This is a genomic window from Anaerotruncus sp. 80, assembly GCF_009936115.1.
In the GTDB taxonomy this organism is placed as follows: Bacteria; Bacillota; Clostridia; order Peptostreptococcales; family Anaerovoracaceae; genus Senimuribacter; species Senimuribacter intestinalis.
Genome location: NZ_QWES01000011.1, coordinates 56269 through 69868, shown reverse-complemented (window position 1 = coordinate 69868; position 13600 = coordinate 56269). Strand labels below are relative to the sequence as shown.

Annotated in this window: 10 protein-coding genes and 1 pseudogene; 6 read left to right on the top strand and 5 right to left on the bottom strand. The window is 46.1% G+C overall.

Annotated elements, in window-relative coordinates; genetic code table 11:
* Positions 1–2769 (bottom strand): FAD-dependent oxidoreductase, encoded by a 2769-nt coding sequence (locus D1155_RS06860; protein ID WP_160201648.1) that lies wholly within the window; start codon positions 2767–2769, stop codon positions 1–3.
* A gap of 567 nt (positions 2770–3336) precedes the next feature.
* On the opposite strand from D1155_RS06860, the gene vanR reads away from it, so the two are divergent.
* From vanR to proC, 6 genes and pseudogenes are all read left to right on the top strand, one after another.
* Positions 3337–4035 carry a VanR-ABDEGLN family response regulator transcription factor gene (vanR, locus tag D1155_RS06855; RefSeq protein WP_160201647.1) on the top strand — a complete coding sequence of 233 codons (699 nt, stop codon included), beginning with the start codon at positions 3337–3339 and terminating at the stop codon, positions 4033–4035.
* Between the two features lie 307 nt (positions 4036–4342).
* Positions 4343–5119, top strand: a pseudogene (locus D1155_RS06850) (HAMP domain-containing sensor histidine kinase); the annotation flags it as partial.
* Between the two features lie 137 nt (positions 5120–5256).
* The gene (vanW, locus tag D1155_RS06845) at positions 5257–6078 is read left to right on the top strand and encodes a glycopeptide resistance accessory protein VanW (protein ID WP_160201646.1); all 822 of its coding nucleotides are present in this window, start codon (positions 5257–5259) and stop codon (positions 6076–6078) included.
* Between the two features lie 3 nt (positions 6079–6081).
* Complete coding sequence (gene vanG, locus D1155_RS06840; RefSeq protein ID WP_160201645.1) at positions 6082–7131, top strand: D-alanine--D-serine ligase VanG; 1050 nt, start codon at positions 6082–6084, stop codon at positions 7129–7131.
* Between the two features lie 18 nt (positions 7132–7149).
* On the top strand, positions 7150–7875 hold the full coding sequence (locus tag D1155_RS06835; protein ID WP_160201644.1) for a M15 family metallopeptidase: 726 nt from the start codon (positions 7150–7152) through the stop codon (positions 7873–7875).
* A 493-nt stretch (positions 7876–8368) separates the two neighbouring features.
* Positions 8369–9163 (top strand): pyrroline-5-carboxylate reductase, encoded by a 795-nt coding sequence (gene proC, locus D1155_RS06830; protein WP_160201643.1) that lies wholly within the window; start codon positions 8369–8371, stop codon positions 9161–9163.
* A gap of 56 nt (positions 9164–9219) precedes the next feature.
* Here the strand turns inward: proC and D1155_RS06825 are convergent, their stop codons facing one another.
* From D1155_RS06825 to D1155_RS06810, 4 genes are all read right to left on the bottom strand, one after another.
* On the bottom strand, positions 9220–10407 hold the full coding sequence (locus tag D1155_RS06825) for an amidohydrolase family protein (protein ID WP_160201642.1): 1188 nt from the start codon (positions 10405–10407) through the stop codon (positions 9220–9222).
* Positions 10408–10511: 104 nt separating this feature from the next.
* Positions 10512–11081, bottom strand: coding sequence for a stage II sporulation protein R (locus D1155_RS06820; RefSeq protein ID WP_160201641.1), 570 nt, complete (start codon positions 11079–11081; stop codon positions 10512–10514).
* Between the two features lie 55 nt (positions 11082–11136).
* Positions 11137–12765, bottom strand: a complete 1629-nt coding sequence (locus D1155_RS06815) for a LysM peptidoglycan-binding domain-containing protein (protein ID WP_160201640.1) — start codon at positions 12763–12765, stop codon at positions 11137–11139.
* Between the two features lie 154 nt (positions 12766–12919).
* The gene (locus tag D1155_RS06810; RefSeq protein WP_160201639.1) at positions 12920–13588 is read right to left on the bottom strand and encodes a GntR family transcriptional regulator; all 669 of its coding nucleotides are present in this window, start codon (positions 13586–13588) and stop codon (positions 12920–12922) included.
* Positions 13589–13600: the final 12 nt, after the last annotated feature.

Below are 13600 nucleotides of genomic sequence, written 5' to 3'. Positions count from 1 at the left end.
TTACTTCTTCCCCTTTTTTGAGAACTTCACTTTAATCGCCTGCTTTGCACCATATGGCAAAATGTATTTCAACTTGTCTTCGCTTGGCACCATTTTGCTGGCCTCTGGGAAGTCACGGTACAGATGGATTGCATCAAATTCGCATTTGGTTGTACAAACGCCGCAGCCAATACACTTATTCTCATCCACGACAGATGCGCCACAGCCTAAACATCTCGCCGTCTCGACTTTCACCTGTTCTTCTGTCAGCGGCAGAGAAGGGTCGCGGAAAGACCTCTTGTGATTCACTACAGAATCTCTGCCGGGAACCTGACGACTGGAATTGTCGTAGCTTTCTATGTAAATATTTTCCTTATCCAGCTCTATGAACTGGCGGCGATTTCTGCCAATGGTCATGCTGGAATGAGGCTGTACGAAACGATGAATAGAGATAGCGCCTTCCTTTCCAGCTGCGATAGCGTCAATGGCAAATTTCGGTCCGGTATAAACGTCTCCTCCTACAAAGATATCCGGCTCTGCAGTCTGATAGGTCAGGCTGTCTGCCACAGCCGCCTGCCCTCTTCCCAGTTCCACTTTGCTGTCTTTCAGCAGGTCGCCCCACTGAATACTCTGACCGATACTCATGAAAATCCGGCTGCACGGCACTGTGATGGTTTCATTTTCATCGTAAACCGGCGCAAAACGTTTTTCCTCATCAAAGACAGACAGGCACTTTTTCAGGACAATGCCGGTGACTTTTCCATTTTCTGTGAGAATCTCCTTCGGACCCCATCCGCAGCTAATCGTTACATCTTCTTCCTCTGCTTCTGCGATTTCCTCTTCTGACGCCGGCATGATATCCCGACTTTCCAGACAGTACATGGAAACTTCTGATGCGCCGCATCTGCCGGCGGTTCTTGCTGCGTCGATGGCAACATTGCCGCCGCCGATGACTACCGCTTTGCCGTCAACGTTATAGGACGAATCCTCACTGACGATTCGCAGCAAATCTACCGCAGTCATAACGCCCTCTGCATCCTCTCCGGGCACACCTGCCAGCCTGCCGCCCTGACAGCCTATTGCAATATAGAATGCCTTATAGCCTTCTTTTCTCAAATCTTCTATGGTGATATCTCTTCCTACCTCCACACCGGTACGAATTTCAACGCCCATAGCCTCGATAATATCAATTTCCGCCTGAACCACGTCTTTCTCCAGCTTAAACGAAGGAATTCCGTATACCAGCATGCCGCCGGCCTTTGGATTCTTTTCAAAGATGGTCGGTGCATAACCTTTTTCTGCCAGATAAAACGCACAGGAAAGACCTGCCGGACCTCCGCCGATGATGGCGATTTTTTCCGGGAAAAAGCCTTTCAGGGCAGGCACTACTTTCTTCGGAATAAACCTGGTCTCTGCTCTCAGGTCTTGCTCTGCGATGAATCTCTTTACTTCATCGATAGCAATCGCCTCATCAATGCTGCCTCTGGTACAGGCATCTTCACACCGCCTGTTGCAAATACGACCGCAAATAGCTGGAAGAGGATTTTCTTTCTTAATCAGCGCTAATGCTTCGGTGTATCTGCCCTGCGCCGCCATTTTCAAATATCCCTGCACTGCGATATGTGCAGGACAAGCCGTCTTGCAAGGTGCTGTTCCCGTATCGTAGCAGTTGATTCTGTTGTTGTCCCTGTAATCTTCGTCCCACATGTGCGGTCCCCAAGGCTGCTGGCTTGGAAGCGGAATCTTTGGATATTCCACTTTGCTTCCGTCTTTCTGACAAAGCTTCTGCCCCAGCTTTACAGCACCCGCCGGGCAATACTCCACACATCTGCCACAGGCCACGCAGTTGTCTGTTTTGACACGAGCGCGGTATGCAGAAGCCGACATATTCGGTGTATTGAACAGCTGCGACGTCCTAAGGGCATAGCAAACGTTAACATTGCAGTTACAGATTGCAAAAATTTTGTCTTCACCATCAATATTAGTAATCTGATGGACAAAGCCGTTTTCTTCAGCCTGTCTGAAGATATCCAGCGCCTCTTCTTTGGTTACATATCTGCCGCCTTTGTTGGTTTCTACTACATAATCAGCCATATCTCCCATGGCCACGCACCAACCTTCCGGATCATCAGCACAGCCTTCGTCATAGGTCTGTCTGGAATATCTGCAGGAACAAGGGCTTGCCGCATATTTACCTTCATACTTATCCAGCCAATAGGAAATATGCTCTAAAGATATAGATTCGTTCTCCATTTCTATGGCTTTTTCTACAGGAATGACATGCATGCCGATGCCTGCTCCTCCCGGCGGCACCATAGGCGTAATCTTCTCCAAAGGCAGCCTGCTCATTCTCTCAAAAAATCTTCCGACCTCTGGATGTGCCTGCAGCATCTGAAGGTTCATATTGCTGAACTCTGCATTGCCCGGCACGAACATCGGCAGCACATACTGCTTCACATGCTCCGGATTTTCCCAGTTATATTCCAGCACTCCGTTTACAGCCATCTGCTCCAGCAATTCTTCCAGATGGTCTCTATCCATTTTGGTAAGCTCCACCATCTGATCCAGCGTTTTCGGCTTTCGCACGCCCATTTTCAGCGCTACCTCTGCCATTTCGTCGGTGCACATCGCCGCCAGTCCCCAATATTCTGGGTCGTATTTTGTAATCTTCTTGATGCCCAATTTCTGAGGAACACGATCTGTAATCATTTTCGCCAGCTTGACAATTGGCTCCCGCTCAACTTCGTTCTCTATGTACTCCGGTACATATCCCGCCAAATGATCTGCCATAGGAAATCTCCTTTCTGTTCTTTCTCCCTGCGCAAACTTGTTTTTCGTTCAACCTCATCTGGTCATACCAGATTTCGTTATTTGTTTAACATTATAAATTTATATGTCGAATTTGTCAAGAAATTACGCTATTCTAGTCGATTTTTTCAGATTGGCATCTGGTCGAACCACTACCTGCGAGCACACGACAAACCCATGAAAAGTTGCGAACATTAAAGTTTAGTACCTAATCCGTATTTTTACAAAAAAGGTATCAAAAATTAGGAGTTACTTTATACTAACTAAAAGGTTTTACGAAATAGAAATGAAATTCTTCGTTCTTTTTTGTTTTCTAAGGGTCTATTTTCATACAAGTCTTCCATTATACAAAAGTTTATTCCTTGTTTTCCATATAATGGATAAAACGTTTTGGATATTTTAGTACCTTTTTTGCCAAATACTCTTAAAAGTACTAATGATGTGTTTCATGGGTTTGCCGTGCCTGCAAGCAGTCTGTGTCTTGCCAATTTTCCCCCAATATGGTAAAGTGAAAACAAGACTTACAAAATGGGAAAAGGAGAGATTGCTATGAACGAACACATTCTCGTTGTAGACGACGAAAAGGAGATTGCCGACTTAATCGAACTCTATCTGAAAAGCGACGGCTACAATGTACATAAATTTTACAATGGACAGGACGCTCTTTCCTGTATCGCCTCACAGCCCCTTGATATGGCTGTTCTGGACGTTATGCTGCCGGATATTGACGGCTTTAAAATCCTGCAGACAATTCGTGAAAACCACTTTTTTCCAGTTATCATGCTGACTGCAAAGGTAGAGGATATGGACAAAATCATGGGACTAACTCTAGGCGCTGACGATTACATTACCAAACCTTTTAATCCGCTGGAGGTGGCAGCGCGTGTTAAGACGCAGCTGCGCAGATACAAAAGCTATAATCAGGCTGTCAGCCAACCTGCTGCCAACATGCACGACATTAGAGGGCTTGTTATCAGCAAAGATACTCACACCTGTACCCTTTACGGCAAGGAGGTCAGTCTGACGCCGCTGGAGTTCTCCATTTTATGGTATCTCTGCGAGCAGAAGGGCAAAGTGGTCTCCTCCGAGGAGCTTTTTGAAAAGGTCTGGGGAGAAAAATATCTGGACAACAGCAATAACACTGTGATGGCACACATCGGACGCTTGCGGGAAAAACTAAAGGAACCTGCAAAGCATCCGAAATTCATCAAGACAGTGTGGGGAGTGGGGTACAAAATTGAAAACTAATTCACTGAGCCGCAAACTGGCATGGACCTTGTTTGCAAAAATGATTGCTGCCGCAATCCTTCTGCTTTTCAGCGGAATCGGCATTTACATTCTGTCCACCTTTGCCTTTGCTATGTTTACATGGCAGGGAGATGAGCCTCTTTACAGACTGGCTATGAACCTGCAGCAGCATCTGCTTCTCGTTGCGTTTGCCTACTATGGCATTGGGCTTGTCGTGATATTCTTCCACTACTGGTTTAAGCCATTCCGATTTTTTCAGGAACTGGTCGATGCAGCTGAGACGGTCAACCGGCAGGACGATAGTCTGGTGGAGCTTTCACCCCAGCTTTCCGAACTTGAAGGTCAGCTGAACCAACTGAAACTCTCTTCCATGAACAATCAGCGAGCCGCCAGAGAGGCCGAGCAGAGAAAGAACGATCTGGTCACCTATCTGGCTCACGATTTGAAGACACCCATTACATCTGTCATCGGCTACCTAACCCTGCTTCGAGATGAGCCGCAGATTTCCGAGGAAATGAGAGAGCGCTACATGGATATCGCACTGAATAAAGCGGAACGACTGGACGACTTAATTAACGAATTTTTTGATATTACCAGATTTAATCTGTCTCATATCTCTTTAGAAAAAAGACAGATTAACCTGTCTCTCATGCTGAATCAGTTGATTTATGAGTTTCAGCCTATGCTGGATGCCAAACATCTGACAACGCAGCTGCAGTCAGAAGACAGTATCATGCTTCGCTGCGACCCTGACAAGCTGCAGCGGGTTTTCGATAATCTGCTAAGAAACGCAGTCAACTACAGCTTTGAGAACAGCCCAATCCGCATTACTGCAAAGGTAGAAAAACTACCGGCTCCCCATGTGCTTCTCACCTTTGAGAATTATGGCGACACGATTTCCGAAGAAAAGCTGACGCGACTTTTCGAGCAGTTCTACCGGCTGGATACCTCCCGTTCAACAAGAAGCGGCGGCGCCGGTCTGGGGCTTGCTATCGCAAAAGAAATCGTAGAGCTCCACGGCGGCACCATCACCGCATTCAGCGAAAACGATATCATTCGCTTTGAGGTAGCCCTGCCTCTGTGAGAAATTTGTAAGAAAATCGTTTAAAAATGGTTAGTCACTCATCAGAAGGTCTATAAGATTCAAAACCACAATCCTGTTATGATTGAATCGTAACAAAGGATTGTGGTTTTTTCATGAGTTTTTATGAGGAGGTTACCATGGCAAGAAAACGACTGACAGAAGCTTTTCCGTGGCTGCTGCCCTTGCGTCAGTATCAGCGAAAGCTGTTTTTTTACACGGGAATGCGTCTATCAAGAAATATTTATACAAGAACGCAGCAGAAAAAGCAGCTGCCCTATGAAATTTTCAAAAGCCGTGCAATGATGATCAACACGCGCAGCGGCTACGATATTCAGTACCAATATAATAAGGTGCACAACCTGAAGTTAGCTGCAGCCAAGGTGGACGGTATTGTCATTAAGCCGGGAGAATGCTTTTCTCTCTGCTACGCTATCAAAGATGCCGACAAAGACGAGCCTTATCTGGAGGGTCTCAGCCTGTCCAACGGAAAAACCACCGGTGAGTACGGCGGCGGTCTTTGTCAGCTGAGCAACCTGCTCTATTGGGTCTTTCTTCACACGCCTCTGACCGTAACGGAGCGGCACGGCCACGGCACCGAGTCCATTCCACCGGCTGATCCAAATGAACTTGCCGGAATCGACGCTACCATCGCCGAAGGCTGGCTGGACTTAAAGGTAAAAAATGATACCTGCCATGCTTTTCAAATCTCCGTTACCTTTGAAGGTGACGACATCATAGGCGCAGTGCGAAGCGAAAGTGAAAAGTGCTACGACTACAAGGTCTACAACACTTCCTGCGACTATATCCGAAAAGGCGGTGTTCTCTATCAGGAAGCGGATGTAGCGAGAAAAAAACGCAGCTGCTTTACGGGGTGCGAGTCAGAGGAAATTCTTTACCATAATCACTGCGTCATCGGCTATCCGCTGCCGCAGCACATCGAAATCAAGGAAGGGGTTTAATATATGAAAAAGAATATTGCAGTTTTATTCGGAGGCTGTTCTCCGGAGTATCCAGTATCGCTGAAATCCGCTTATGCTGTTTTGAATCACATCAATACCAATCAGTATCAGGTCATCGCCGTGGGAATCACAAAGGACGGCAAATGGCTTCGCTATCTTGGGGAATACGAAGCCATTTTGAACGATACCTGGTATGAACACGAAAGCCAGTGCCGAAGCGCTTTTATTTCACCGGACCGGAAAGTCCACGGTCTTTGCGAAGTGGACAAAGATGGCATTTCTACGATTTATCTTGACGCAGTGTTTCCTGTACTTCATGGTCGTAACGGAGAAGACGGCAGCGTGCAGGGTCTAGCGCAGCTCGCCGGGATCCCTGTAGTTGGCTGCGATATCATGTCCTCTGCGCTCTGCATGGATAAACACCGTGCCCATCTGCTTGCTGAGGCTGCCGGCGTAAAAGTTCCAAAGGCCGCCTATTTCTACGAAAAACCATCTACAGCAGAACTTGCCGCAGCCGTTTCGACTCTAACCTATCCCCTCTTCGTAAAACCGCTGCGTGCCGGTTCTTCCTTCGGTATCACCAAGGTCGAATCGCCGTCCGCTCTGGCTGACGCTGCGGAACTGGCATTTTCCTATGACAGTGAAATCATCATCGAAGAAAATATCGATGGTTTTGAAGTAGGCTGCGCGGTGCTGGGCGATTCCCACCTGACCTTAGGGCGGGTCGATGAAATTGAACTTTCCGGCGGATTCTTTGATTACACCGAAAAATACACCCAGCAAACTTCCACTATCTATATGCCTGCTCGCATTGATTCTGCTACAGAACTGCGAATTCAGGAGGCTGCCGCTGCCGTCTACAGAGCTTTAGGCTGCAGCGGCTTTGCCAGAGTGGATATGTTCCTCACACCGGAGGGTGAAATTGTATTCAATGAAGTTAACACCATTCCCGGCTTCACCGCAATGAGTCGCTATCCAAATATGCTAAAAGGCGTGGGGCTTTCCTATACCGATATCGTGCAGCAGCTGATTTCACTGGCGCTGCAGGTGTAAAAGCAGGAGGTGTTTATTATGACAGAAAGAATGCAAGCCTTTGGCGGCAACCTGATTTTAGTCAATCACGACCACCCGCTGCAGCAAAGCGCGCAGCCCTGCTGCGTTCCAATTCTGGAAAATTATCCTGCCGTTACCATGGAGCGCCGCGCTGCTGCCTGCCTTTTACAGCTGCTTCGGGCAATCGGCGCAGGTGATGAAATCGTCCCGGTCAGCGGCTACAGACCCTATTCTGAGCAAATGCAGATTTACCAAGATTCCCTTGCAGAAAACGGCGCTGCCTTCACCGCAAAGTACGTAGCAAAGCCGGGCTGCAGTGAGCACCAGAGCGGTCTTGCCATCGACCTCGCAAAAAAAGCGCCGAAAATTGATTTTATTTGTCCGGATTTTCCTGACATCGGAATCTGCGCTGAATTCCGCAAGGCTGCCAGCCGATACGGCTTTATCCAGCGGTACACCGCCGAAAAAGAGCATATCACCGGTATTGCCTGCGAGCCTTGGCATTTCCGCTACGTGGGATATCCTCACTCAGAAATCATGGAGGAAATGAATTTCTGTCTGGAAGAATATATCGATTATCTGCACCGATTCACTTATTGTCATCCTATGCTTCTGCGACGCGGAGACAAAGAAATATCAGTTTTCTTTAGTGAGACAAACGAGGCTAGCCATGAGACCGCCGGCATCATTACCGAAATTTCTGGAAACAATGTGGATGGTTGTATCATGACTGTATGGGAGTAGGCGCCCTTTCGATTGGCGGCTTCGGTGCGATGTGCATATTTTTCATGAGAATGCCACAAATATGCACAATGTCGTGCATATTTTCCAGAAAATCTCTAATTATATGCAGAAAAGGCAGTTATAATCGACTTTTCTCTTCGATTTAACTGCCCTTTTCAGACTAAATCTACATATTTTGCGAAAAAGCTCTAAAAATATGCACATTTTTTCAAGATGCTGTGCATATTTTCAGGGTTTTTTCTAAATTTATGCACTACACACATGAGCTTCCATTCTGCCGCAAAGCTTGTTTTTTCTCTGATTCTATGATAAAGTATTATCTAACACAAGGGAAGTATAATGATTCTGTAGCCCGTTATCCAAAGATGGTAGAGTTTATGAAAGATAATGACCTGAAATAATCGACAATACAAATAAGCAAACCCTGATTGACTGGCTCAACACTGCAGATGGTTCCTATCATGGCTTGATTTGACAAAGGAGACAATAGAGTATGCTAACACAGAACAAAATCAACTTAGGTTTTATCGGTTTTGGGAATATGGCGCAAGCCATCACCGACGGATTTTTATATAAAGGAGCGCTGCGGCCAGACCAGATTTGTGCCTGCGGCGGCAGCTACGAAAAGCTGTGCTGCAACGCTAGAAAAAGAGGCATTTCCCCTTGCCACAGTGCAGAGGAAGTAGCTGAAAAAAGTGATATCATTTTTATTGCAGTAAAGCCAAATATGGTTGAACCAGTCACTGCTCCCATTTGCAAAAAGCTGCAGGGCAAAATTCTGATTTCAGTTGCCGCAGGTATGCTCAGTGATGATTATGAAAAATTTCTGCCGGGTACTCATCATCTGAGTACCATTCCAAATACACCGGTTTCCACCGGCGAAGGCATTTTTATCGCAGAAAATGCCCACACTTTAACCGAAGATGAATTTGCTTTTGTCAAGACACTTTTAGAAACCATCAGTCTGGTAAAATCCGTTGCGCCATCTCAGTTCAGTATTGCAGGTACCATTGCGGGCTGTGGCCCTGCGCTAACCGCCTTGTTTGTTGAGGCTCTTGGGGACGCAGGTGTGCTTCATGGACTGTCCCGCGATCTTGCTTATCAGCTGGCAAGTCAGATGATTGTCGGAACCGGAAAAATGCTGGTTTCCTCCAGCATGCACCCTGGCGTACTGAAAGACGGCGTTTGCTCTCCGGGTGGCACCACCATCGTCGGCGTTACTGCTTTGGAGCGCAGGGGACTTCGCAGCGCAGTTATTGACGCGGTAGACGCAATCGAAACTTTATAACACTTCAAAAAAAGCAGGCGGTTTCGTTTTACTTTGAAACCGCCTTTTTCTTTGCTTTATAAATTTACAATTTCTCCTGCCTTGATTACCATTGACACTTTATCGAGGACTTCGATATCCTCATCAGGATTTCCATCGAAGACAACCAGATTTGCACGCTTTCCGCACTTAATTGTGCCGACTTTATCGTCAATCATCAAAATCTCAGCGTTATTCTTAGTCGCCTGAATCAAGGTCTCAAGCGGTGTAAAACCTGCCATATTGACTCTGACGCGGAACTCATAAAGACCATTGCCGTGGCTGCCTGTATAAACACCTGCATCAGTCGCCCAGCCAATCTTAATGTTATTCTTCTTATATGCGTTGGCACCATGCAGCAGGGTTTCGAGCAATCTTTCAGCTTTCTCGACGTAGTGCTTTGGCTTTCCTTCCGGAAACTCCAGGAAGTTTACCATCGGTGACAAGGTCGGCATCGGGAAAGAGCGATTAGTCTTCGTGTACATTTCGATACATTCATCGTCCATGATAGAGGAATGTTCTACAGTTCTTACGCCACAGCGAATGCACATCTTGATGGCTTCAGTTCCGTGACAGTGTACTGCAACAGGAAGACCCACATAGTCAGCTGCTCTGCAGGCTGCTGCAAGTTCTTCCTCGTAAATAATCGGCATGCCAGGTTCCCCTCCCGGATTCATTACTGCCCCGGTACCCATAATCTTAATCCAGTCAGCGCCAAGCTGATACTGGCGGCGAACTGCCTTTGTAAATTCCGCAGGAGAATCACATTCGGCATACATGGTGCCGAAAAATTCATTGCCTCTTTCTGTTGGGGAAATTATCACACCGCTGGTCAAAATATCCGGACCTACCACCATGCCTTCGTTTACAGCTCTTGCAAGACCGATTGTAATATTATTTCTATCGCCTACATCGCGCACTGTGGTGTACCCTTTTCTTAAGTTGTCCTGTGCCAGCTGCAAACAGCGCATAACGCGGTAAGAATCCGGTTCTACGTTTTCTTCAAAAGTATTCTTCCCGCAAAGGTCAAGGTGCAGATGTCCTTCAATGAGACCAGGCATCAGAGTCTTTCCTTTCAGGTCAATGACTTTGTCCTCTGCTGCACTGACGCTGCCTGCCGGCTTGATGTCTAAAATTTCAGTGCCGTCAATGACAACGTCTGCACATTTGTCGTCATACCCCTCTGTCAGTTCAGGAATCAGACGCGCATTTTTTAATACTAACATAAGTTCGTACCTCCGATATCTCTTATACTGATTTTATTTTAGCACAAAAACGGAAACAAGTCTATCAGCATTCTATCCTCTTCTCCGTTAAAGCAAAAGCTACCTCACCTTTCGGTTTCAGTAGCTTTCATAATCTCTTTTACTTTTGATTTCAGAACTAGCTTTTCAGTCCCATTTTCCTCACCAACCAGACATAGCTGCGGAAAGATCACACACCACCAGTTCTGACCGTCTCCTCTGCCAAGAGTTACCTTCAGTGCTTCATAATTTCCTGCAGGCAAAGTCAAATCCTCATAGCTTTTTTCTGGAATAAAAGTTACTTTTAAGTTTGCGCGTGCAGGGTAATCAAACCCATTTGCTGCGATAACCTCCTCAGCAATCTCTTCAATGGTATCCAGATTTGCATTCAGATACGCTCTGGCATCATCAAGTGTCTCCTGACCGTCCATAAACTTCAGGATTTCATTTCTTACTTTTAGCTTCAGCGCCTGATCCGCTTTTGAATCGCTATTGGCTACCACGTGAAGGCGAATCATCCCCGGGTGTTCATTGGGCGTATGATTTATGTAGTAAATCCCCACCCCAGTACAGATTAAAAGCAGCGCCAGCAAAAGCAAAATCTCCTGCTGCAGTCGTGTCAACCTTAAATTCAGTATTGATTTCATTCTTTCCATCCTATTTACCTCCGTTCTATCTTCGAGTATGGACAGAAATCTGAAATCTAAACATTTATTTGATAATTAACAGCCTTTTTCCTTCTGTCGGCTCTTCTTCCAGCTGATTTGCGTCTCTGATATGAGCCTGCGTAGTTTTGTAACGTTTTGCTAAATCCCACAGAGTTTCATCTTTTTTTAATGTTACAATGACCATCGGATATTGCTTTTCTGTTGACTTCTCCATAAAACATGGCTGATTGAGAAGTGCCATTTCATCATCGTCATAGAGGGCTGCGCAAAGAGAAACAGTACAATTGATTTCAATCTGCTTTTCATTAATCAGTTCCACCCATGCGCTTTTTACCACCGGTCTGCAGCTGGCTTTTTGCGTAACCTGCGCTTTTTCCATATCCATTGTACCGCGAAAGTCTGCGATAACTTTCGTACTGCGGTAATCTCCGTCCTGATCTTTCCATAGCGCACAGCAGGTGATACTTCCTGTCGCTATAATTCTGCCCCGTTCCAGACTGCAGCTGCACTCCTGCACAGTGCCGGTGCAGTATACTGTCTCCGCAGCTTTTATTCCTTCTGGCAGGCTGATAATCTCCCGGACTTCTGTTTCCGCCATCGCTTCTCCGGCAAGATTAGACACCTGCTCCTTAGCCTTTTGAAACTGGAAATTTTTATCCAAATGATAGGCATCTACAATGATATCCTTTTGCCGCATTTCATAAAGTTCTACTCGTGTCTGTACATCTCCCTTGATTCTAAACTGTGCCTCATCTTCTCCCTCTTCTCCACGGTCAATGGAAACAGTCAGGTTCTTACCTGAAAAAGAAGTCTTTACCGCAGTCCAGTTCTTTCCTCTTTGCTCTTTATCAATTGCCACAAACTGTGTGAATTCAATTCGCTGATTATGCTGACAAATCACAGAGCCGCTGCCCTCTTCTTCGCTTTGCGCGCAATACAGCAGACTGCAGAAAATAAATCCATTGATAACAACTTTCTCTGTCGTTACCTGACGGTAGTTTTCCGTAATAGCAAAGTCCTGCTTCAAGATGTATTCCGGACGCAGTGAACTGTCTTTCCCCTTAAAGGTTTCATCAATGGTGACTTCATCTTTCTTTGTCAGTTCCAGACAGGTCATGGAAACCTGAGTCCGTTTTGTTTCCAGCGATTCATCCTTCAGCCCGTCAAAAAACTGAAACTCTCTCTGACAAAACAGCTGCCCAGTAAATTCCAGCGTAATTTTTACACGAAACTTTCTCTCGTTGACAATCATGTAATCCAGATTTTTTACCTGACAACCAAACACACCTTCTGCCTGCGCCATCGGGTTCAGGCTCCACTGGTATTTGTACGGTACTTTTGAGGTAATAGAAATGGGTTCTTTTTCCTCTGACTCTGCAGCATATATGGTCTGAATTGTAAGCGTTCCTGTAATATTCAGAAGGTCATCGGTCTTGGGAGATACTTTTTTCTCAGTAGGCATAATGTCACATCCTGCGTCCATCAAAAGTATTTCCCGCATATCCGGTTTCGTATCCGGCACTAAAATGTCCTCTTCAAACTCATAAGTAACCGTTTGCTCCTCCGCCGGATAGGTAATTTTCTGTGTATGATAGATGGCTTCTGCCGGAACGGTTTTCGGCGCTTTTGCCGGCTGCAGGGCGTATTCCGGTATATCCTTTTCGTAAGTCATAGTTCTTCTCCCTTCAAAATGATTCCTGCTAAAACTCTATGCTGACCGGAAGAAAAAAAGAACTGCCCGATTAGAAGAATTACTCCAGCGAAAAAGAGCCGGATTACTCCGACTCTTCTGAGTCTCTCAAGTATAAAGGCTCTGGAAGCCGTCATTATTTGAATTCCTCTTCGCCCTCGCGAATGACGAATTCTTTTAGTTTCCTTACGTGAACATCGGCAACGTTTCTGGCTTCCTCTACATTATGGCTGGAAATTGCGTCGATAATGCGCTGGTGTTCTACCGGCATAAATTCATATCTGGAAAAATCATCATAGTAAAGATATCTGAAACGCAGCGCCAATTCCTGCACCGTTCCGCTAATCTGCAGCAGAGTTTTGTTTCCGCTGCAGGCTACAATATATCTATGAAACTGTTCATCATAGCTAATCATCTTTTCAGTTTCACTGTTTCTCACCGCTTCTTTGTATTTCTTAGAAATCTCTGTCAGCTCCTGAATCTGTTCGTCAGTCATCCGCTCTGCCGCCAGCGCCGCAGCTAATCCTTCCAAATCCTCACGAACTTCCAGTGTGTCTACCATATCTCTTAGGGAAATATCCGAGGCATAGGCTCCCTTTCTGGGTTCAATCGTTACCAGCCCTTCCTTTTCCAGTTTCCGGATGGCTTCTCTTACCGGCGTTCTGCTGACACCCATTTCGTCAGCCAGCTCAACCTCCATCATCCGGGTTCCTGGTACAATTTTACCGCGCAAAATCTGCATTTTCAGCTGCTCATAAACGATTTCTCTTAATGGTCTATGGTTCTGTAAATCAAAATTTAACATATCTTTCTCCTA